This is a genomic window from Mesorhizobium sp. RCAM 05104, assembly GCF_059683645.1.
The window spans coordinates 2,794,936-2,817,271 of record NZ_CM185033.1 but is presented as its reverse complement, the minus strand read 5'-3'; the positions used below and the strand labels follow the sequence as shown (position 1 = coordinate 2,817,271).

Genomic DNA, 22,336 nt, shown 5'->3' with positions numbered 1-22,336 from the left:
CGCGCTGGCTTTGCCGCTTGAAAACAGCGCGCAGCCCCTCATAATCGTTCATCTGATCCCGGAAAAAGCAGAAAATCATCGGGGGATTCGGGGAGGAACATTTGCCGTCAGGCTATTCTTTCGTCATCGCCGACGATCACCCGCTGTTTCGCGGTGCGCTGCGTGAAGCGCTTGCTGGCATCGGCGACGTCGCCGCGATCCACGAGGCCGGAGATTTCGAAAGCGCCAAGGCGCTGCTCGTGGCCAATGAGGATGTCGACCTGGTGCTGCTCGACCTGTCGATGCCGGGCGCCAGCGGCCTCTCCGGCCTGATCTCGCTACGCGGCATCCATCCGGAGGTGCCGCTGGTGGTGGTGTCGGCGCATGACGATCCGGCGACCATCAGGCGAGCGCTCGATCTCGGCGCGTCCGGTTTCATCTCCAAGTCGGCCAGCATGGAAGAAATCCGCGATGCCGTGCAGTCGGTGCTTGCTGGTGACATTGCAGCACCCGTCGGTGTCGATCTCGGCGTCGAGCGCGATCCCGAGATTTCCGACCTGATCAAGCGGCTGCAGGCGCTGACCCCGCAACAGACCCGCGTGCTCGGCATGCTGGCAGAGGGCCTGCTCAACAAGCAGATCGCCTATGAACTCGGTGTCTCCGAGGCCACCATCAAGGCGCATGTCTCCGCCATCCTGCAGAAGCTCGGCGTCGACAGCCGCACCCAGGCGGTGATCCTGCTGTCCAAGATCGGCAGCGACCCGCTGCAGGCAACCAGCTGACTATTCGGCGGCCGAAGCCAGCGGCCTGACCCTGGCCATCATCGAACGCAGCACGGCCGGCTTCAGCGGCTTGTTGATCACCGGTATCTCGAGCCCGCCCGCGGCCGTGCGTACCTCGTTGGAGCGGTCGGCCGTGACCAGCACGGCCGGCAGGTCGTCGCCATGGGTCGCGCGCAGCTTCATGATGATGTCGAGACCGGTTTCGCCATCGAGATGATAGTCGGCAAGGACGATGTCGGGGCGGTGTATCGTGGCATTCTCCAGTTCCTTTGAGCCTGACACCGTGTCGACATTGCACCCCCAGCCTTCGAGCAGCAGCCGCATGCCTTCGAGGATGCGGGCGTCGTTGTCGATGCAGAGCACGTGCAGCCCGGCCAGGGAAGCGGTCGCACGGGCAGGGGCTCTGGTCTCGATCTCGCGGCGCGGCTCCTGCACGGCCGCCACGGGCAGTATGACGGAAAAACGTGTGCCCTTGCCCGGATTTGAAAAGATCCGGATTTCCAGGCGCAAAACCCGCGCGATGCGGTCGACGATGGAGAGGCCAAGGCCGAGCCCCTCGGCTTCGCGGGCACCTTCGTCCAGCCGGGTGAATTCGTGGAAGACGGTGTTCAGCTTGTCGCCGGCGATGCCGATGCCGGTGTCGATCACCTGGATCTCGGCCAGTTCGCCACGCCGTCGCACACCGACCAGCACACGGCCGTGGCGCGTGTATTTGATGGCGTTGGAGACGAGGTTCTGGATCAGGCGGCGCAACAGGTTGCGATCCGTCATCACCGTCACCGACGATGGCATGATCGTCAGGCCGAGCTTTTTCTCAGCGGCCATTGGCCGAAAATCATTGCCGATCTGGCGCAGCAATCCGTCGAGGTTGAAGGCTGTATCGTCCGGCTTCATTGCGCCGGCATCCAGGCGGGAGATGTCGAGCACGGCGCCGAGAATGGTCTCGACCGATTCCAGCGAGGATTCGATGTTGACCGCCGCCTTGCCGGCAGGCCCCTTGCCGGCCTTTTCGATCAGCGACGAGCAATAGAGCCGGGCGGCGTTCAGCGGCTGCAGGATATCGTGGCCGGCGGCGGCGAGGAAGCGCGTCTTGCCGAGATTGGCCTCTTCGGCCAGCATCTGTGCCTGCGCCAGTTCCTCGTTGACCCGGGTCAGCTCGATGGTGCGGATCTTGACGCGCTGCTCCAGCGATTCATTGGCGCGCTTCAGCGCCAGGTCCTGTTCGACGCGCCCGGAAATGTCGGCGTAGGTGGCAACGATGCCGCCGTCCGGCATCGGGTTGGACCGCAATTCCAGGATGCGGCCGCTGGTCTTCAGCTCCATCTGCCAAGGGCTGACGAAACTGGTCAGCCGGTTGAGCATGGCCACGCGCTGATCGGCGGGAATGTCGCCGCGCTCGGCGAGATGGCGCAGGATGCGGTCGAGCGAGACGCCGACCTGGCCCATCTCGTCGGGCAGGTCGAACAGCGCCCGGTACTGGCGGTTCCAGCAGATCAGGCGGAAATCGCGGTCGAAGACGGTGATGCCTTGCTCCATCTGGTCGAGCGCGATCTGCAAGAGGTCGCGGTTGTGCTGCAGCGCCTCGGTGGCGTCGTCGAGCAGGCGGAAGGCATCCCGTGATTCGCGGTCGTGGCGCCGGAACAACAGCGACAGGATCAGCCGCGCCGAGGAAGAGCCGACGGCGCTGGCCAGCAACTGCTCGGAGAAGCGGATGACGTCCATGCTCGCCTGTTCGTTGCCGTGCAGCGAGGTACCGCTGGTCTTTTCGAAAGACTGGAAGGAACGCTCGGTGCGTTCGACCCCGAGATAGCGCCCGATCGTGTCCTTGAGGTCATTGACGGTGATGGCGGTGCGGAAGCGGCGCAGGCTGGGCATCGGGCCGGCATCGCGCGGCACGAAGATCGACGCCTGGATGCGTTCCAGCGGTACCGACGCGCGCGAGAGGGAGCCCAGAACGAAGAACACCGCGTTGATCGACAGGCTCCACAGCACGCCGTGGTTCAGCGGCTCGGCGACGGTGCCGAACAGCGCCTGCGGCCGCAGCGCCTCGAAGCCGAACAGCCCCTGCACGATGATATCGGTATCGGGCGCGACGAGCGAGGGCAACAGCAGTGTGTAGCCCCAGACGAGGATACCGGCGATCATGCCAAGTGCTGCACCCCTGCCGTTGGCGCCGCGCCAGATCAGCCCGCCGATCAGCGCGGGCGCGAACTGGGCGATGGCCGCGAAGGACATAAGGCCGATCGACGACAGGCGCGCGCTGTTGGTGCTCTGGCGGTAGTAGAGGAAGGCGATGAACAGCAGGATGAAGATCGCCCCGCGCCGCACATTGAGGATGAGCGTCGACCAGTCTTCGGTCTCGGAGGTGGAGGTCTTGAGCAGGCGGCGCACGAACAGCGGAATGACGAGGTCGTTGGAGATCATGATCGACAGCGCCACGCTTTCGACGATCACCATCGCCGTTGCCGCCGACAGACCGCCGATGAAAGCCGCCATCGCCAGCACGTCGTGGCCGCTGAACAGGGGCAGCGACAGCACATAGAGATCGCTGCTGGTTCCGGTGCCGACCAGCGACAGGCCGGCAAAGGCGATCGGCAGCACGAACAGATTGATCGCCACGAGGTAGAGCGGAAACACCCATGTCGCGGTGCGCAACTCGGCCTCGCCGCGGTTCTCGACGATGGTGACGTAGAACTGCCGCGGCAGCATGATGATGGCAAAGCCGCTGAGGCCCGTCAGCACCAGCCATGTGGCGAGCGAGGTGTTGTAGCTCATCGCCTGCCGGACCTGCGCGTTCTGGGCGAGCTTGTCGAACATGTCGCCTGGCCCGCCGAAGATCAGGAAGGTGACCATCAGGCCGATCGCCAGGAAGGCGGCGAGCTTGACCACGGTTTCGACCGCCACCGCCAGCACCAGCCCGTCCTGGTGTTCGGTGGCGTCGGCGTGGCGTGTGCCGAACAGCACCGCAAACAGCGCCAAGAGCATGGCGACGACCAGCGAGATGTCGCTGACGAACGGATCGAAGGAGGGCGGCGAGCCGGTATAGTGCTCGACCATCAGGCTGACCGAGCCGGAAATCGCCTTCAACTGCAGCGCGATATAGGGCACCGCGCCGATCGTGGCGATCAGCGTGGCGATCGCCGAGACGGTAAAGCTCTTGCCATAGCGGGCGCCGAGGAAGTCGGCGATCGAGGTGATCTTCTCGGTTTTGGCCAGCCGCACGATGCGGTTGAGCAGCGGAAAGCCGAACACGAACACCAGCACCGGGCCGGTATAGATGCCGAGGAATTCGAGGCCGCGTTCGGAGGAGAGGCCGACCGAACCGAAGAAGGTCCAGGACGTGCAGTATATGGCAAGGCTGAGCGCGTAGATGAAGGGCCGGGCTCGGCCGGGCCCGGATATCGCCGAGCGGCGGTCGCCCAGGCTGGCAATGGCGAACAGCAGCGTCACATAGGCGATCGCGATGAAGACGATGAACAAGCCTTGCACGCCTGCAATTTCCTCCCTTTGCCGTCTTTTTATCCGGCTTGCCCGAACGCAATCACAGCTTGGCGTCCGAGTCCATCGCGGCTTTGGAAGCATGACCGTTGTTGCGGCATTCGGACAGCACAACCAAGGTGCGGGGAAGGAAGGAAAAAGCGGTTGTTTTCTCGCTTTTGCCCATGTTGCAACCTCAGGTTTTTGTTATGTTGCCTCTGGGTCGATGCCGCATGGATGGGACATGGTGCGGCCGGTCATGGCAAGGAGGGTAGAATGCTGAAAGAATTCCAGGAATTCATCTCCAAGGGTAACGTGATGGACTTGGCCGTCGGCGTCATCATCGGCGCCGCCTTCGGCAAGATCGTCACGTCGCTGGTCGACGACGTCATCATGCCGATCGTCGGCGCGATCTTCGGTGGGCTGGACTTCAACAACTACTTCTTCGGGCTCTCCTCGGCCGTCAATGCGACATCCTTAGCAGATGCCAAGAAGCAAGGCGCGGTCTTCGCCTATGGCAGCTTCATTACCGCGGTATTGAACTTCCTTATCCTTGCCTTCATCATCTTCCTGATGGTCAAGGCGGTAAACAATATGCGTAGGCGGCTTGAGCGCGAGAAGCCGGCAGCTCCCGCTGCGCCGCCGCCCGCCGACGTCGCGTTGCTCACCGAAATCCGCGACCTGCTCGCCAAGAGATAGACGGTTCAGGTTCTTCTGGACCAAAACCCCGGTCGTTCGCGGCCGGGGTTTTCTGTTTTCGCATCTGTTAAGGAGCGCTAGCCAACGCCTGAGACCGGAACGGATCCGTCCATGACCTTGATCGAAAGTTTGCGCGCCGAAGCCCGCGCGGCGCCAGAGAGCGGCATTGTCGCCGTCGTCAACCACGGCCGCCTGCGCGAGGGCCTGATCCCGCTCTGGGCCGGTGAGGGCGACCTGCCGACGCCCGCCTTCATCAGCGACGCCGCTGCCCGGGGATTGGCCAGCGGCGAGACATTCTACACCTGGCAGAAAGGCATTCCGGAGCTCAGGCAAGCGCTCGCCCGCTACTATGCAAGGCATTTCGGCAAGACCTTCCCTGAAGACGAATTCATCGTCACCGGATCGGGCATGCACGCCATCCAGCTGGCGCTCGACGCGGTCGCCGGCGCCGGTGACGAAGTTGTCTATCTGTCGCCGGCCTGGCCGAATTTCGATGCCGCTGCGGCGATAGCGGGAGCCGTGCCGGTCCCGGTAACGCTCGACCAGTCCGGCAATGGCTGGTCCTGCGATGTCGAGAAGATCGCGGCTTCGATCACGCCGCGCACAAAGGCACTGTTCATCAACACACCGTCGAACCCAACCGGCTGGACCGCCGATCATGAGACCTTGCAGGCGATCCTCGATCTTGCCCGCGCGAAGAACCTTTGGATCATCGCCGACGAAATTTATTCCCTGTTTCACTATGGTCATGGTCGTGCGCCATCCTTCCTCGACATAGCGACGGCGGAAGATCGCATCCTGTTCGTCAACAGTTTCTCCAAGAACTGGGCGATGACTGGCTGGCGTGTCGGCTGGATCAAGACCCATCCCGCCTTGCAGCAGGTGTTCGAGAACCTGATCCAGTATTCGAACTCCGGCGTCGCCCAGTTCATGCAGCGCGGTGCAATCGCCGCCCTCGATGGGGGCGATGCCTTCATTGCCGAACAGGTGGAGCGGGCGCGTGCGGCGCGTGACCTGGTCTGCGGCATCCTCGGTGCCATCGGCCGCGCCCGGTTCACCGTGCCGCAAGGCGCGTTCTATTTGTTCTTCACGGTCGACGGCATTACCGATTCACGCGCCGCCGCTTTCGAGATCGTCGACAAGGCCAATGTCGGCCTGGCGCCCGGCACAGCCTTCGGCCCCGGCGGCGAAGCCTTCCTCAGGTTGTGCTTCCACCGCCGCCTCGACCAGGTCGAGGAAGCAGCGCACCGGCTGGCAAAGTGGATGAAGGCCGTCTAGCCAAGCCGCAGACGAAGCCCGGATTGAAAATCGCTCCGGCGAGTGAGCTGGCGTGGGTTTCGCGGACCGGAGCACAGCGGACATTCAGGTCCGTGAGTACCGGAAGCGCAGAAACCCGCGTCAGATGGCCGTCGCAGTAGAGTTTCAGACGGGCTTCAGCCGCCGGACTTGGGCACCAGCAAGGGAATGACGCGGTCGCTCTCGGCCACCGAGGGCCTGCCTGCCGAACCATAGGGGATGCCCAGCGCATCCCAGGTCTCGACCAGCGCATCCTGCAGTGCGGCAATCAGCGCGTCGGTATGGAAGGGCGTCGGCGTGATGCGCAGCCGTTCGGTGCCGCGCGGTACGGTCGGATAGTTGATCGGCTGGATGTAGATGCCGTGCACGCCAAGCAGGCGATCGCTCGCCATCTTGCAAAGTTCCGGATCGCCGACCAGCAGCGGCACGATGTGGGTCGGCGATTCCATCACCGGCAGACCGGCGGCGGAAAGGATCTGCTTGGTTCGCGTCGCCTGCTGTTGCTGGGCATCGCGCTCGGCCTGCGAGCGTTTCAGGTGGCGGATCGAGGCGGTGGTGGCGGCGGCGATCGCCGGCGGCAGCGCCGTGGTGAAGATGAAGCCCGGCGCATAGGAGCGCACCGCGTCGATCACCGCGCTTGTGCCGGTGATGTACCCGCCCAGCGTGCCGAACGCCTTGGCCAGCGTGCCCTGGATGATATCGATCCGGTCGGCCAGTCCCTCACGCTCGGTGATGCCGCCGCCGCGCGGTCCGTACATGCCGACGGCATGGACCTCGTCGATATAGGTCATGGCGTTGTAGCGCTCGGCGAGCTCGACGATCTGCTTTATCGGAGCGATGTCGCCATCCATCGAATAGACGCTCTCGAAGACGATCAGCTTGGCGCGCTCGCGGCCCGCCGCCTGCAGCAGGCTTTCCAGATGCGCGACATCATTGTGGCGGAAGATCTTCTTCTCGGCGCCGGAGCGCCGCACGCCTTCGATCATCGAGGCGTGGTTCAGTTCGTCCGAGATGATTAGGCAATTGGGCAAAAGCCGGGCAATGGTCGAGATCGAGGCCTCGTTGGAGACAAACCCGGAGGTGAAGACGAGTGCGGCTTCCTTGTCGTGCAGGTCGGCAAGCTCCACTTCGAGCTCGACCAGCGGGTTGCTGGTGCCCGAAATGTTGCGGGTGCCACCGGCGCCCGACCCCATCCGGCCGGCCGCGTTCTGGAACGCGGCGATGACGTCGGGATGCTGGCCCATGCCGAGATAGTCGTTGGAGCACCAGACGGTGATTTCCTCGGCGCGGCCGTTGGCACGCCAGATGGCGCGCGGGAACTTGCCTGCGATACGTTCCAGGTCGGCGAAGACGCGATAGCGACGCTCTGCATGGAGCTGGTCGATCGCTTCCTCGAAGAACCGCTGATAGTTCATGTCGGCTTCCCAATTTTTGCGCGGGATCATAGTCATTGCCCTATTGGTCGTCCACCGGGCCTTTTTGGTCAAAATGCCACGCCCCGGTCCTGTTCCTAACGACCACGGATCGTGGCCTATTCCCTTGATGTGGATCAACTTTGTTTCAGGATGATGCCACATGCCGACCATGCCGGTTACCACGGCTTGTAGTGGCCATCCGGCAGGCTTTCCAGTAAGGCGGTGTTTGAGACAGTTTCCGATAAATCTTGAGATGCGAGGAAGCGGATGACGGTTTTGGTGACAGGCGGTGCCGGTTACATCGGCAGCCACATGGTCTGGGAGTTGCTGGATGCCGGCGAGAGTGTGGTCGTGCTCGACCGTCTTTCGACCGGCTTCGAATGGGCGGTGGCGCCGGAGGCGAAGCTGGTCGTCGGCGACGTCGCCGACAGGGAACTGGTTGGCTCGATCATCAGGGACAACAAGGTCGACGCGATCATCCATTTCGCCGGTTCGATCGTGGTCCCGGAATCGGTCGCCGACCCGCTCGGCTATTACGAGAACAACACCTCCAAGACGCGCACGCTGATCGAAACCGCGGTGCGCGAAGGCGTGCCCAACTTCATCTTTTCCTCGACCGCCGCCGTCTATGGCGGCGCCGGACTGGAGCCGGTGCGCGAGGATGCCCGCCTGGCGCCGGAATCGCCCTATGGCCTGTCCAAGCTGATGAGCGAATGGATGCTGCGCGACGCGGCGATCGCGCACGGCCTGCGCTATACCGTGCTGCGCTACTTCAACGTCGCCGGCGCCGATCCGAAGGGTCGCACCGGCCAGTCGACGCCGGGCGCCACCCATCTGATCAAGGTCGCCTGCGAGACGGCGCTCGGCAAGCGCCCCTTCATGCAGGTGTTCGGCACCGACTATCCGACGCCGGACGGCACCTGCATGCGCGACTATATTCATGTCAGCGATCTGGCGGCGGCGCATCGCCTTGCCTTGCAGCGGCTGCGCGCCGGGGGCACGAGCCTGGTTGCCAATTGCGGCTACAGCCATGGCTATTCGGTGCTCGAGGTCATCGACAGCGTACGCCGCGTCTTCGGCCATGATCTCGAGGTGAAGATGGGCGATCGGCGCCCAGGCGACGCCGCGGCGGTGGTTGCCAATTCGGATCTCGCCCGCGCGGAACTCGGCTGGACCCCGCAACGCGACGATCTCGACCAGATCGTTGCCGATGCGCTCGCCTGGGAGCGTATCCTGACCGGGAAGAACTCCGCACGCGGCTGAGCCGGCGGCTTTTCCCCCAGGGCTCGCAAGGCGCTCAGCGAAGCGCTATTGAAGGCATTCGCAAGGCGTGGAGGCGTCGCGCCGCGAGGGATTCTTGGGGGATGGCATGAAAATCACGGTGCTCGGAGCCGGCGTTGTCGGTACGGCGGCGGCCTATTATCTGGCCAGCGACGGCCATGAGGTCACCGTGATCGAGCGCCATCCGGCGCCGGCGCGCGGCACCAGCCAGTCGAATGCCGGCCTGGTGTCACCTGGCGATGCTACCGCCTGGGCTTCACCGGCGGCGCTGAAGACGTTCCTGCGCGGGCTCTACAATCACGACCTCGGCATCAAGGTTCGGCTGCGCTTCGATCCCTATTTCCTCGCCTGGAGCCTGCGCTTCCTGCGACAGTGCACAAAAGAGCGCCTGCGCGCCAACAGCCGGGTCAAGCTGCGCCTGGCGCTTTATTCGCGCGACTGCATCAACGCCGTCTCCGCCGACACGGGCATCGGCTATGACGAGCGCAAGAAGGGCATCCTCTATTTCTTTCGCTCGCAGCACAGTCTCGACACTGGCACCGACAATTATCGCTATCTGGCCGAGCATGGCCTGCCGATCGAGATCGTCGGCCGCGACCGGCTGATCGAGCTTGAGCCGGGTCTTGCCGGAGTAAAGGAAAAGATCGCCGGCGGCGTCTATTCGCCGATCGACCAGACCGGCGATTCCCGGCAGTTCGTGGAAAAGCTCGCCGCCCACGCCGCCGGGAAACTCGGCGTGATGTTTCTCTACGGCACGACGGTCGAGGGCCTCGACATAGAGGGTGACCGGGTGCGCGCGGTCATGACCTCGGCCGGGCCGGTTCTCGGCGATGCCGTGGTCATCTCGATGGGGCCGGAAAGCGGCCTGCTCGGGCGCCGCTACGGCATCGACCTGCCTGTCTATCCCGTGAAGGGTTATACCGCGACGGTTCCCTTGGAGGACGAGAGCAAGGGTCCGACCATGGGCGGCGCCGATGAGGACCAGCTCATCGCCTATTCCAGGCTTGGCAACCGGTTGCGGCTCGCTTCGACCGCCGAATTCACCGGTTTCGACCGTACCTTCCGGCCGAGCGATTTCGCCGCCATGTTCAGGACCGGCAAGGACCTGTTCCCAGGCGCCTTCGACGAGAAGAAGGCCGAGCTGTGGGCGGGCCTGCGGCCGATGATGCCGAATTCGGTGCCGGTCATCGGCCAGGCGCGCTACAGGAACCTTTATCTCGACACCGGCCATGGCCATGTCGGCTGGACCATGGCCTGCGGCTCGGGGAAATTCCTTGCCGACCTCGTCGCCGGCCGCAAGCCGGAGATCGACCCGCAAGGGCTGGTCTACGGGGGATAGGATGTCGGGACCGCAAGTCGCCATCGACCTTGGCCGCATCGAGCGCAACGCCCGCACCATCGTCGAGCGCTGCGCGCTCTCGGGCATCAAGGTCTTCGGCGTCACCAAGGGAACCTGCGGCATGCCACAGGTGGCGCGCGCCATGCTGCGCGGCGGTGTCGCCGGCATCGCCGAATCCCGCTTCGAGAACATCCGGCGGCTGCGCGTCAGCGGCATCAACGCGCCGATCATGCTGCTGCGCAGCCCGCCGATGGCGCGCGTCGAGGAGGTGGTGCGCACCGTCGACATCAGCCTGCAATCGGAATTGAGCACCATTCGCGAGATCTCGCGCATCGCCGAGCGCATGGGCCGCGTCCACGACATCATGCTGATGATCGATCTCGGCGATCTCCGCGAAGGCATCTGGCCGAGCGACCTGATCCCGACGGTCGAGCAGATCCTGGCGCTCAAGGGCGTGCGCATCGCCGGCATCGGCACCAATCTCGGCTGTTTCGGCGCCATCATGCCGACCGAGGAAAACCTCGGGCAATTGGTCGCCCATGCCTACAAGACCGAACGCCTGTCCGGCAAAAGCCTCGACTGGATTTCGGGCGGAGCCTCGTCGTCGCTGCCGCTGCTGCTCGAAGGCAAGCTGCCGGCCGGTATCAACAATCTGCGCGTCGGCGAGGCGATCCTGCAAGGCGGCGTCGAGACCTTTCGCGACACGCCATGGGCGGAACTCGAACCCGATGCCTGCCGGCTGACCAGCGACATCATCGAAGTCAAGCTGAAGCCGTCACGGCCGATCGGCCAGTCCGGCTACGACGCCTTCGGCAACCAGCCGGTCTTCCCCGACGAGGGTGACAGGCTGCGCGCCATCGCCAATATCGGCCGCGAGGACGTGCTGGTCGAAGGGCTGACTCCGATTGCCAAGGGGATAAGGGTGCTCGGCGCTTCCAGCGATCATCTGCTGCTGGATGTGCAGGATGCCGACCCGCTGCCGGCCGTCGGCGACCGCGTCGCCTTCCGCATGAGCTACGGCGCCATGCTTCTGGCGATGACCTCGGAATATGTCGAGAAGGCCCCAATGCACGACGTCGAGGACTTTTCCGGTCGCAAGATGGTATCGATATCCGCCGAACAGGAAGCCGCCGGCATCCTGGCCCGGGAGCGCACCGGCGCGCGGCTGGAAGCGATGAATTTCGACGTGGTGGAACTCGCCGACGTCGAACGGCCGCCCTCGGGGCTGATCCGGCTGAGCGCCGGCACTGATCGTCGCATTGCACACAAGGCGCTGACCGCAACGGCACGCGCGACGCATTCCTTCGGTCTGATCTGGATCGATTCCATCGCGGCCCTCATGCCCGAGGACGGCATCGATCTGCCGGAAGGGTCGGTGCTGGCCCGCACGCTCGGCCTCGATCACAAGCCGGGCGCGCTGCAGCCGCAGCTGTCGCCGGAAAATGTCGTCATCGTCGGCCTGCGCCACGCCGACCCGGCCGAGGCGAGGGTGCTGAAGGATTCGCGCGTTTCGGCCTTCACCATGACCGATATCGACGCCATGGGCATGCGCGACCTGATGCATGAGGCGATTCGCATCGCCACTTCTGGCACGCAGGGCTTCCATGTCAGCTATTCGCCGACGGCGACCGAATTCGCCGGCTGGGCCGCAGGCTCCGGCGGGCTCACGGTGCGCGAAACGCACCAGGCGATGGAGGCGATCGCACTTTCCGGCGGTCTGCTGTCGATGGATGTTTCAGGCGTGACCGCGGATCTCGAGCCACGGATCGGCACCGACGTGATCAACTTCGTCATGTCGGCTTTCGGCAAGCGGATCCTTTGATCGGCCGCTCGCCAAGTCTAGGCAAATCTCATCCCATCGCGGCGATGACGCAGCTTCATCGCCGCGATGCATTTCCCGGCAGCCTATCGCTGCAGAGATTTTCGAACGCGCACGAATGGCGCGGGATCGATCAAATCGTTTGGGTTGAGCTCACGGCCGGCGCAGCAGCAGCAGTAGCAATAGCACATGCTTGCTCCAAGCGGCCCGATCTTAAGAGAGTAGCGCTTGTCCTTCGGGATATACATCCAATCTCCCGCGTTCAGTTCGATGCCGTCGTAGTAGACCGAACCGGACATGATGAAACGAACGCCGTCGTTATCGTGCGAATGTTCCCCCACTTCCGCATTTGGTGCGGTGGCGGTGATGAAGAATTGGCCGCCGTCCAGGTAGAATGGCAGCTGCCACTTCGTGAAACCGCCAGGAAGTTGCTCGCGCGGGACGCCAAGGAGATTGCACAACGCAACGGCCTCCTTGTCTCTTGAAGTGAGTATCCGAGAGTTCATCTTGTGTCCGACTTTTGCAAGTGCTTCATCGACACGCTTCTTGCCGTCGGCGAAATCAATATGCGTAGGCTTGAATGTGGATGCCATTTCAGCCTCCTTGTAAGGGCGGGTTAGCACTGATCGCCGCTTGAATTGAGCGGCGATACAAGTACTGAGCCTGTACATGAGCTCATTATATGATCGGCTTCACACTTCTTTCTCGATTGCCTCTTGGAAATTCTGCAGTTTAATTAAATAATAGAAGTCTAGAAGGCCTCTTGCCACGAGCGCGCATAGCTTGCCCATGTCGGATCGATCGGCGGTTCGGTTCTTTGGCCTTCGCCTTGTGCCGCTACCGGGCCCGATGCGAGCAGCGCGGCACCGATGCTGGTGCCCGTGGCGGCCTCCGAAGCGACGACGGCGCGCACTGTCGCTGCCGCCAGCATGCCGACAAAGAGCCGGTTGCGGGCAAAGGGACCTTCGACAATGGTCGGGCCGTCGGCGCCGATCAGCTCGAGGCAGGTCGCTGTCATGAGCGCCAGATAGAACGAGATGGCGGCAAAGCGCTGGCCGCTGTTCATCCCGTCAGCGTTGAGCCAAGTCGCGGCCCGATGTGGGAACGGCCCGGAGCCTTGCTGGGTCGATGGCAGCAGCAATGTCTTTCGCGCCAGCACGGCGCCGACATCATCTTCGGTCCACGTCTCCGGCTGGCCTTCCGTCAGTACTGAGAACTCGCGGCCGCCCATGAAGCGGGCCGAGGCGACGGGATTGCCGAGCGCGTTGACATTGACCAGCGTGTCGCGCGCGGCATCGAGAACAATCTGATTGCCGCCGACCGCCATGGACACCACCCAGGTGCCGGTCGAGACCACGGAGAAGGGCGGCGTGTCGGACAGGAGATGCGGCAGCAGCGAGGCGTTGGAATCGTGCAGGCCGCAGAACACCGGTGTCAGCGGGTGGAGCCCGGTTCGCGCGGCAAGCGCGGGCAGGATCGGGCCGAGCCGGTCCCTGGCTGGCCGTACCGGCGCCATCAGACGGCGCCACTCCAGTCTGTCGACCAATGATGAAAAATCCGCTGTCCACGGATCCCACAGATCGGTGTGGCAGCCAAGCGATGTCACCTCGTTGGCGGCGACGCCGGTCAGCCGCAAGGCCCAGTATTGCGGGTACATCAGCATCGCCGTGGCCCTAGCGAAGTCCGCCGGGAAGCTTTTCTGCTGCCAGAAGAATTGTGCGCCGAGGTTGAGGCCGAGCGGCAGGCGCGGCGTGCCGGTCTCGGCGAAAGGCGGCCGGATCGCGTCATAGTCCGGCGCCAGCCTGTCGGGGCCATCGAATTCGTAATCGAGGACCGGCAGCACCAACTCGCCCGAGGCATCGATCAGCGCCCCCGTCGCGCCATGGGTGGTGATCGATATGGCGTCGATGCGCTGTTCGCGGTTGATCCCGGCAAGGCTGTCGAGGATGAACGTCCACAAGGCCTCGACATCGTGATGCGGGTAAGGTGCTCGCCGAATCGGCGCATTCGCCATGCGGCGCAGCGCCACCTCGCTCAACGTCGCGAGGTTGACCAGCGCCACCTTGGCGTTGGTCTTGCCGATGTCGATGACGGCGATGTGGCGCATCGCGCTCATGCCATATGGAACACGGTTTCCAGCGGCACGGCCACCGGCTCGTTGTCCGGTCTGGTCTCCATAAGGTCGGCCATGTGTGCCCACCAGCGCTGCATCACCGGATCCTTCGGCAATTCGTCCATGCCATGGTCGTCACGCCGCCAGAGCACGCCGAACAGAGTGCCGGTCTCTTCGTCGAGATGGATGGAGTAATCGGAGACGCCGGCCTGTTTCAGCAATGCGACCAGCGATGGCCAGATCTCGTCGTGACGCTTCTTGTACTCGGCCTTCATGCCGGGCTTGAGCTTCATCTTGAACGCGTATTTCTCCGGCATCAGCGCCCTCCGCGCAGCCGCCGCCAGACGATCGGCAGCGCGATGACGATGATCAGGAGCAGGCCGATGAAGATCGACATGACGATGCCGGGTACGTTGAGCAGGCCCAGCCCGAAAGTCACCAGCCCCATGATGAAGGCGGCGAGCACGACGCCTAGGATGCTGCCGGCGCCGCCGAGAATGCTGACACCGCCGAGCACCACCATGGTGATGACTTCGAGCTCATAGCCTTGCGCGATCGACGGCCGTGTCGAGCCGAGCCGCGAGGTGATCAGCACCGAGGCGATGCCCGACATCAAGCCGGTCAGGCAGAACAGGATGAACTTGATGCGACCGACGCGCACGCCGGAAAACTGCGCCGCGACCGGGTTGTTGCCGATGGCGAAGACACGGCGCCCGAAACTCGTCCGGTGCAGCACGAACCAGTAGACAACCGCCGCGATCAGGAAGAGCACCAGTTCGAACGACACCACCCACCAGACGTAACCCTGGCCAAAGAAAGCGAAGCTTTCCGGATAGCCCTTGTAGGCCTGGTCGCCGAGGATGATGAAGGCGATGCCGCGAAACAGGCTCATCGTGCCGATGGTGACGACGATGGATGGCAGGCCGAGCCTCGTGACGAGCAGCCCGTTGAAGGCGCCGCAGCCGAGCCCGACGACGATGCCGATCAGCACCAGCACCGGTGTGCCGGCGCCGGCCTGCACCGCCATGCCCATCATGGTCGAGGCAAGCGCGATGATCGCGGCGACCGACAGGTCGATCTCGCCCGAAATGATCAGCAGCGCCATGGCGAAGGCGATCAGGCCCTTTTCGGTGAAGTTGAAGGTGAGATCCGACAGCGAGTACGGGTCAAGGAAATAGGGCGAGGCGAAACTGTTGATGGCGAAGATGGCGACCGCCACCACGACCAGCAGTGCTTCCCAGGAAAAGATCGCCGAACTGAACGGCTTGTCGAGCCGGTCGGGAATATGGCGCGGGGCAGGGATTTCGGTCATACCGCCTCCATCTTTCTCAGGATGATGCGGCCCTGCTGGCGTTCGCCGCGCGCGTTGAGCACGACGGCGAGAATGATGGCGCTGCCCGAAATCGCCATCTGCCAGAAGGGCGAAATGTTGATGACCGGCAGGGCGTTGGAAATGATGCCGAGGAACAGCGCGCCGAGCACCGCGCCGCCGACCGAGCCGATGCCGCCGGCGATCGAGATGCCGCCGATGACGCAGGCGGCGATGATGTTGAGCTCATAGCCGTTGGCGACCTCCACCGAGGCGATCACATAACGCGAGATCCAGAGATAGCCGGAGAGTCCGCCGATCATGCCGGAGATGCAGAAGACGATGAATTTCGTCCGGCCGACATCGATGCCGGCATAGACCGACGCCGTCGGGTTGACGCCGATGGCATAGATCGAGCGGCCCAGCGCCGTGCGCGTCATCAACACGAAGAACAGCGCGATGATCAGGATGGCGATCCAGGACAGAACCGGGATGCCGAGGAAGGCCGCGCGCTGAAAGCCGATGAAGTCGGGGCTCATCTTGTCGGCATTGACCCAGGCGCCACCGGACAGGACGAAAGTGGCGCCGCGATAGATGGTCAGCGTGCCCAATGTCACCACGATCGAAGGGATGTTCAGCCGCCACACCAGCAGGCCGTTGATGGCGCCGAGCACCAGTCCGACGGCCAGCGCAATGACGATCAGCAGCGGGATCGGGATTGCCGGGTGCGCCGCGTTGAGCATCGCCACCACCATTCCGGTGAAGCAGAGGTTGGACGCCATCGACAGGTCGATCGAGCGGGTCAGGATGACAACCATCTGGCCGAGCGCCAGGATCATCAGGATCGAGGTGTCGTTGAACACCTGCCGCAGATTGCCGGGGTCGGCGAAGGCCGGGAAACGTGTCGAGATCAGGCCGATCAGCACGACGATGGCCGCGAGCAGCCAGATTTCGCGGTATTTCAAGAAAGCCTTCATGCCGCGATTCCTGCTGCCGTCCTGACCAGTGTCTCGGCATCCAGTCCCTTGTTGTCATAGACCGCCGCGACGAGACCTTCGCGCATGACGACGACGCGGTCGGACATGCCGAGGATTTCAGGCAGTTCCGACGACACCATGATCACCGACAGGCCCTGCGCCACCAGCTCGGCCATGAAGCCGTGCACGGCGGCCTTGGAGCCGATGTCGATGCCCTTGGTAGGCTCGTCGAGGATGATCACCTTGGGCGCGGTCGCCAGCCATTTGGCGATGACGATCTTCTGCTGGTTGCCGCCCGACAGCGTTCCGACATCCTGGCTGAGCGAGGAGGCCCTGAGGTCAAGCCGCTCGGTGTAGGAGCGGGCCAGCGAGAACTCCTCCGCCAGCCGCAAGAGGCCTGATCTGGAGGTGCGCTTGAGCGAAGGCAGCGAGACATTCTGGAAGATCGGCAGGCCGATCACCACGCCTTGTTTGCCGCGCTCCTCCGGCACATAGACGATGCCGGCATCGATCGAATCCGCCGCCGATTTCGGCGCGATCGTCTTGCCTTCCAGCGTGATCGTGCCACTTGACGTGCGGGTGATGCCCGATATCGCTTGCATGACCTCGCTGCGCCCGGCGCCGACAAGGCCGTAAAAGCCGAGGATCTCGCCCTTGTGCAGCTCGAAGCCGATATCGTTGAACTCGGTCGGGTGCGACAGGCCGGTGACGGAGAGTACGGGCGCGCCGATCTCGGCCTTGCGCTGCGGAAAGATGTGGTCGACCGAGCGGCCGACCATCATGCGCACGATCTGGCTCTGGCCGGCGTCCTTGATCAGGCCCTCGCCGACCATCTCGCCGTCGCGGAACACCGTGTAGCGGTCGGCGATGCGGTAGATCTCGTCGAACTTGTGGCTGATGAACAGGATCGCCTTGCCTTCGCCCTTGAGGAACTCGATGAGCAGGAACAGTTCCTCGATCTCCTTCATCGACAGCGCCGCGGTAGGCTCGTCCATAATGACGATCTGCGCGTCGATCGACATCGCGCGGGCGACGGCAACGAGATGCTTGTTGGCGATGCCGAGGTCCTTCAGCCGCGCGTCGGCACCGATGTGGCCGGCATGCATGGTGTCGAGAACTTCGCGCGCACTTTTGCGCATCGTACGCCAGTCGATGGTGCCGAAGCGCGTGCGCGGTGCGTGGCCGAGAAAGATGTTCTCGGCGACCGTCAAATCATCGAACAGCACGGTTTCCTGATGGATGGCGGTGACGCCATGGCCGAAGGCGGCGTGCGCGCTGGGCAGAGTGACGGTCTGGCCGTCAATGCTGATGGTGCCTGCGTCGGGCTGGTAGATGCCGGTCATGATCTTGACCAGCGTAGACTTGCCGGCGCCGTTTTCGCCGATAAGTGCTGTCACCTGGCCCGGATAGAGCGACAGGCTGACATTGTGCAGCGCGCGCACGCCGGGAAAGCTCTTCGAGATGCCGGACAGCGTCAGGCGTGGGGCTGCCTTACCCTCCCCCTGGTGGGGAGGGTCGCGAACGACGTGAGCGGGGTGGGGATTGTCTAGCATATCAAGGTCCTGGTGCGTGGAGATGTCGCCACCCCCACCCCGTCTCGCCGGTTTTGCTTCGCAAGACCGCCTCGCCGACCCTCCCCACAAGGGGGAGGGTGCAAGCGCCCTAGATCAATAGATCTTGGAGAACTTCTCGATGTTGGTCTTGTCGAACTGGAAGGGCGGAGCCATCGCAGCCGAGTTGGTGTCGTCGAGCGTGACCTTGCCGACGCGGCCGATCGACAGCGTCGCACCGGGCTTGGCCTCTTCCTTCTTCACCGCCAGATCATGGGCGAGGTAGACGGCGGAATAACCGAGGTCGATCGGGTTCCACAGGGCCACGGCCTGGCTGGCGCCGTTGTCGATGAACTTCTTGAACTCGGACGGCAGCGCCAGACCGGTGACATTGACCTTGCCGATCAGGTTCTCGTCGGTGACGACCTGGGCCGCGGCGACGACGCCGACGGTGGTCGGCGCGATGATCGCCTTGAGGTTCGGATAGGACTTCAACAGGCCCTTGGCTTCGTCCGTGCTCTTGGCCGAATCGTCATCGCCATAGACGGTGGCGACGAGTTTGATCTTGGGGAACTTCTCCGGCAGGATCTTCTTGGCCGCGTCGATCCAGGCATTCTGGTTGGTCGCGGTCGAGGAGGCCGACAGGATGGCGACGTCGCCGCCTTCCGGCAGATAGTCGGCGGCGAGCTTGATGATGGTCTCGCCGATCAGGCCGGTGTCGGATGGGTTGAGATGCAGTTGCCGGCCTTCCTTGGCGACACCCGAATCCCAGGAGATGACGGTGATGCCGCGTTCCATGGCCTTCTTCAGCACCGGCACCAGCGCGTCGGCGTCATTGGCCGAAATGGCGATGGCGTTGACCTTCTGGGCGATCAGCGAGTTGACCACTTCGATCTGCGCTTCGGCGGTCGCCTTGGTCGGGCCGGTGTAGATGATGTCGACATCGCCGAGTTCCTTGGCTGCCTCTTCGGCGCCCTTGTTGGCGGCATCGAAGAAGCCATTGCCGAGCGACTTCACCACCAGCGCGATCTTGACGTTCTCGGCATAGGCGGCATTCACGAACATGGCGGCTGAAAAGGCCGCCGTAACCATCAATTTCTTCAAGAAGCTCATCGAATATCCTCCCTTGAGCGTTGCATTCCATCGCCGCTGCGGGCGCGAGTTGGCCTCAGGCCTGCAGTGAAGATTCTTCCTTGTTGGTTGCCGACTTGCGGGCGACGATCAGCGTCACGCCTGCGGTCTCTAACATCTTGGCTTCGCGATCCTCGATGCCGTCATCGGTGATGACGGTGGCGATGCGCGACAGGCCGCACAGGATCAGGCTGGAGCGTTTGCGGAATTTCGAGGAATCGACCAGCACCACCAGTTCGTCGGCCTGGTCGATCAGTTTCTGCTCCGCCTGGATCAAGAGCGGATCGCCTTCCATCAGGCCCAGCGGTCCGAGGCCCTGCGCACCCATGAACATACGGCGTGCGTAGAAATTGCGCGTCACGTCATTGTCGAAGGGCGACAGGATGATGTTCTGCTCGCGGTAGATCGTGCCGCCCGACAGCATCACCGTGTTCTTGGAGTGCTTGAGCAAGTGCTCGGCGATCGGGAAGGAATTGGTGAAGATCGGCATGCGGCGGCCGGTCAGGAAATGCACCATCTGGAACGTGGTGGTGCCGCCATTGATGATGATCGGCTCGCCGTCCTTGCAAAGCTCAACCGCTTCGCGTGCGATTGCCCGCTTCTGCGAGGCATTGATTGTCTCGTTGACGGAAAAGGGCCGGCCGGCGAGGCCGATGAACTGCGGCGGCGATATTGCTTCGGCGCCACCGCGCACCCGGCGCAGGCGCTTCTGGACGTGGAGAGCTGCGATGTCGCGCCGGATCGTCGCCTCGGAGGACTCCGTCAGGTCGACCATCTCCTGCACCGTCACCACAGGCTTTTCCTGGACGGCTGACAGAATGATCCTGTGGCGCTCTTTTTCGTGCATGGTTCCTCCCTGCCTGAACATCTAGGCACCCAAAACGCGCAGTGTCAATCATTTCCGATCATATAATTTCATTGTGCAGTGCAATATGATTGATCTTGATCGTTTGTGATTGACAAGCGGCCAGCTTGCGTAGACATTCCCGGCAAAATGGACTGCGGCTTTTTGCGTCCCAGGGAGGATATCTATGCTCGACAAGCGCACCGGCGCGCGCCTCGCCAATCTGTGGGACGAGGCCAAGGCTCAAGCGATGAGCGAGCCGGAACGGCTCGTCTACCGCTCGAATGTGCTTGGCTCCGACAAGCGCGTCACCAACTATGGCGGCGGCAACACGTCCTCGAAGATCTGGCAGAAAGACCCGCTCACGGGCGAGAACGTTGAAGTGCTTTGGGTCAAGGGCTCGGGCGGCGACAGCGCCTCGATCAGCCTCGACGGCTTTGCCACGCTCTACATGGACAAATTGCGCGCACTGAAGGGCCTCTATCGCGGCCTCGCGCATGAAGACGAGATGGTCGGCTTCCTGCCGCACTGCACCTTCAACCTCAATCCGCGCGCGGCCTCGATCGACACGCCGCTGCATGCCTTCGTGCCGAAGCCTTTTGTCGACCACATGCATCCCGACGCGATCATTGCGATTGCCGCCGCGAAGGATTCCAAGGCGCTGACCAGGGAGATCTTCGGCGACGCCATAGGCTGGCTGCCCTGGAAGCGTCCGGGCTTCGAACTCGGCCTGTGGCTGGAGAAATTCTGCCTCGAACATCCAGACGCCAAAGGTGTGATCCTGGAAAGCCACGGCCTGTTCACCTGGGGTGACACGCCTCGGGAATGCTACGAGACGACGATCTCGGTGATCAATCAGGCGATCGAATGGTTCGAGCGCCGGTCAGAGGGCCTCCCCATTTTTGGTGGCGAAGCGGTCAAGTCGCTCGACGCCGCCGCACGCCGCGCCGTCGCCGCGAAACTGATGCCGAAAATCCGCGGCCTGATTTCGGAGAAGAGCCACAAGCTCGGTCATTTCGACGACCAGCCCGCCGTGCTCGAATTCGTCAACTCCAGGGATTTGCGGCCGCTGGCCGCACTCGGCACGTCGTGCCCGGACCATTTCCTGCGTACCAAGATCCGGCCGCTGGTCATCGAGTTCGATCCGGCAAAGCCCGACGTCGATGCGGTCATTGCCCGCCTTGCCGACGACATTGCTGCCTATCGTGTCGGCTACCAGGCCTATTACGACAGCTGCAAGCATGCCGACTCGCCGGCCATCCGCGATCCCAATGCCGTGGTCTATCTGATGCCCGGCGTTGGCATGTTCACCTTCGCCGGCGACAAGGCGACGGCGCGCATTTCGGGTGAGTTCTACGTCAACGCCATCAACGTCATGCGCGGCGCCTCCACCGTCTCGTCCTATGTCGGCCTGCCCGCCCAGGAAGCCTTCGACATCGAATACTGGCTGCTCGAGGATTTGAAGCTGCAGCGCATGCCGAAGCCGAAGGCGCTCGCCGGCCAGATCGCGCTGGTCACCGGTGGCGCCGGCGGCATCGGCCGCGCGACCGCCAGCCGCCTGCTGCGCGAGGGCGCCTGCGTCGTGCTGGCCGATATCGACGAGGCAGCGCTCGCCAGCGCCAATGACGAACTGGCCAAGGCCTACGGCAAGGATTTCGTGCGACCGGTGGTGATCAACGTCACCTCGGAGGACCAGGTCATCTCCGGCTTCGCCGAGATGGCGGTCGAGTTCGGTGGCATCGACATTCTGGTGTCGAATGCCGGTCTCGCCTCCTCGGCGCCGATCGAGGAGACGACGCTGGCGCTTTGGAACAAGAACATGGACATCCTGTCGACCGGCTATTTCCTGGTCTCCAGGGAGGCGTTCAGGCTGTTCCGGGTGCAGAAGATCGGCGGCAACGTCGTCTTCGTCGCCTCCAAGAACGGCCTCGCCGCATCGCCCAACGCCGCCGCCTATTGCACGGCCAAGGCCGCCGAAATCCATCTGGCGCGCTGCCTGGCGCTGGAAGGCGCGGAAGCGCAGATCAGGGTCAACGTCGTCAATCCGGACGCCGTGCTGCGCGGCTCGAAGATCTGGACCGGCGAGTGGAAAGAACAGCGCGCCGCAGCCTACAAGATGTCGACCGACGATCTGGAGGAGCATTACCGCTCACGCTCGATGCTGAAGCGTTCGGTGTTTCCCGAAGACATCGCCGAAGCGATCTATTTCTTCGCCTCGGACATGTCGGCCAAGTCCACCGGCAACATCATCAATGTCGACGCGGGCAACGCGCAGAGCTTTACGCGATAATTTCTTACCCTCCCCCTTGTGGGGAGGGTCGGCAG

General features: G+C 63.4%; 18 protein-coding genes. 7 read left to right on the top strand and 11 right to left on the bottom strand.

Going from position 1 to position 22,336, the window contains the following annotated elements; all coding sequences use genetic code 11:
• Positions 1-101 precede the first annotated feature (101 nt).
• Positions 102-761 carry a response regulator transcription factor gene (locus AC56QP_RS13935; protein WP_489859412.1) on the top strand — a complete coding sequence of 220 codons (660 nt, stop codon included), beginning with the start codon at positions 102-104 and terminating at the stop codon, positions 759-761.
• Here the strand turns inward: AC56QP_RS13935 and AC56QP_RS13930 are convergent, their stop codons facing one another.
• Together AC56QP_RS13930 and AC56QP_RS13925 are read right to left on the bottom strand one after the other, a co-directional pair.
• The gene (locus AC56QP_RS13930; protein ID WP_489859413.1) at positions 762-4,250 is read right to left on the bottom strand and encodes a PAS domain-containing hybrid sensor histidine kinase/response regulator; all 3,489 of its coding nucleotides are present in this window, start codon (positions 4,248-4,250) and stop codon (positions 762-764) included.
• Positions 4,251-4,302: 52 nt separating this feature from the next.
• Entirely contained in the window at positions 4,303-4,425 is a 123-nt protein-coding gene (locus tag AC56QP_RS13925) for a hypothetical protein (protein WP_489859414.1), read from the bottom strand.
• 89 nt (positions 4,426-4,514) lie between these two features.
• Here AC56QP_RS13925 and mscL point away from each other — a divergent pair, with 89 nt between their 5' ends.
• A complete protein-coding gene (gene mscL, locus AC56QP_RS13920) occupies positions 4,515-4,937 on the top strand; it encodes a large conductance mechanosensitive channel protein MscL (protein WP_489859415.1) in 423 nt (140 codons plus the stop codon).
• 111 nt (positions 4,938-5,048) lie between these two features.
• Positions 5,049-6,215, top strand: a complete 1,167-nt coding sequence (locus tag AC56QP_RS13915; protein WP_489859416.1) for a pyridoxal phosphate-dependent aminotransferase — start codon at positions 5,049-5,051, stop codon at positions 6,213-6,215.
• Positions 6,216-6,370: 155 nt separating this feature from the next.
• On the opposite strand, the gene hemA is transcribed toward AC56QP_RS13915, so the two are convergent.
• Positions 6,371-7,648: a 5-aminolevulinate synthase gene (gene hemA / locus AC56QP_RS13910; protein ID WP_489859417.1), complete on the bottom strand. Its 1,278-nt coding sequence runs from the start codon at positions 7,646-7,648 to the stop codon at positions 6,371-6,373.
• 267 nt (positions 7,649-7,915) lie between these two features.
• On the opposite strand from hemA, the gene galE reads away from it, so the two are divergent.
• From galE to AC56QP_RS13895, 3 genes are all read left to right on the top strand, one after another.
• Complete coding sequence (gene galE / locus AC56QP_RS13905; RefSeq protein WP_489859418.1) at positions 7,916-8,911, top strand: UDP-glucose 4-epimerase GalE; 996 nt, start codon at positions 7,916-7,918, stop codon at positions 8,909-8,911.
• Between the two features lie 106 nt (positions 8,912-9,017).
• Positions 9,018-10,268 carry a D-amino acid dehydrogenase gene (locus AC56QP_RS13900; protein WP_489859419.1) on the top strand — a complete coding sequence of 417 codons (1,251 nt, stop codon included), beginning with the start codon at positions 9,018-9,020 and terminating at the stop codon, positions 10,266-10,268.
• 1 nt (position 10,269) lies between these two features.
• Positions 10,270-12,090 (top strand): alanine racemase, encoded by a 1,821-nt coding sequence (locus tag AC56QP_RS13895; RefSeq protein WP_489859420.1) that lies wholly within the window; start codon positions 10,270-10,272, stop codon positions 12,088-12,090.
• A gap of 83 nt (positions 12,091-12,173) precedes the next feature.
• Here AC56QP_RS13895 and AC56QP_RS13890 read toward each other — a convergent pair whose 3' ends face one another.
• From AC56QP_RS13890 to AC56QP_RS13855, 8 genes are all read right to left on the bottom strand, one after another.
• Positions 12,174-12,680 (bottom strand): hypothetical protein, encoded by a 507-nt coding sequence (locus AC56QP_RS13890; protein ID WP_489859421.1) that lies wholly within the window; start codon positions 12,678-12,680, stop codon positions 12,174-12,176.
• A gap of 158 nt (positions 12,681-12,838) precedes the next feature.
• Positions 12,839-14,203: an FGGY-family carbohydrate kinase gene (locus AC56QP_RS13885; RefSeq protein ID WP_489859422.1), complete on the bottom strand. Its 1,365-nt coding sequence runs from the start codon at positions 14,201-14,203 to the stop codon at positions 12,839-12,841.
• Positions 14,200-14,517: an L-rhamnose mutarotase gene (rhaM, locus tag AC56QP_RS13880; protein ID WP_489859423.1), complete on the bottom strand. Its 318-nt coding sequence runs from the start codon at positions 14,515-14,517 to the stop codon at positions 14,200-14,202. Before rhaM ends, AC56QP_RS13885 begins: the two co-directional genes overlap by 4 nt.
• Positions 14,517-15,512 carry an ABC transporter permease gene (locus AC56QP_RS13875; protein ID WP_489859424.1) on the bottom strand — a complete coding sequence of 332 codons (996 nt, stop codon included), beginning with the start codon at positions 15,510-15,512 and terminating at the stop codon, positions 14,517-14,519. Before AC56QP_RS13875 ends, rhaM begins: the two co-directional genes overlap by 1 nt.
• Positions 15,509-16,486 carry an ABC transporter permease gene (locus AC56QP_RS13870; RefSeq protein WP_489859425.1) on the bottom strand — a complete coding sequence of 326 codons (978 nt, stop codon included), beginning with the start codon at positions 16,484-16,486 and terminating at the stop codon, positions 15,509-15,511. Before AC56QP_RS13870 ends, AC56QP_RS13875 begins: the two co-directional genes overlap by 4 nt.
• A complete protein-coding gene (locus AC56QP_RS13865; protein WP_489859426.1) occupies positions 16,483-18,039 on the bottom strand; it encodes a sugar ABC transporter ATP-binding protein in 1,557 nt (518 codons plus the stop codon). The genes AC56QP_RS13870 and AC56QP_RS13865 overlap by 4 nt, the downstream gene beginning before the upstream one ends.
• A gap of 114 nt (positions 18,040-18,153) precedes the next feature.
• Complete coding sequence (gene rhaS, locus AC56QP_RS13860; protein ID WP_065005696.1) at positions 18,154-19,149, bottom strand: rhamnose ABC transporter substrate-binding protein; 996 nt, start codon at positions 19,147-19,149, stop codon at positions 18,154-18,156.
• Positions 19,150-19,204: 55 nt separating this feature from the next.
• Positions 19,205-20,014, bottom strand: coding sequence for a DeoR/GlpR family DNA-binding transcription regulator (locus tag AC56QP_RS13855; RefSeq protein WP_256753955.1), 810 nt, complete (start codon positions 20,012-20,014; stop codon positions 19,205-19,207).
• A 184-nt stretch (positions 20,015-20,198) separates the two neighbouring features.
• Here AC56QP_RS13855 and AC56QP_RS13850 point away from each other — a divergent pair, with 184 nt between their 5' ends.
• Positions 20,199-22,301 (top strand): bifunctional rhamnulose-1-phosphate aldolase/short-chain dehydrogenase, encoded by a 2,103-nt coding sequence (locus tag AC56QP_RS13850; protein WP_489859428.1) that lies wholly within the window; start codon positions 20,199-20,201, stop codon positions 22,299-22,301.
• Positions 22,302-22,336 lie beyond the last annotated feature (35 nt).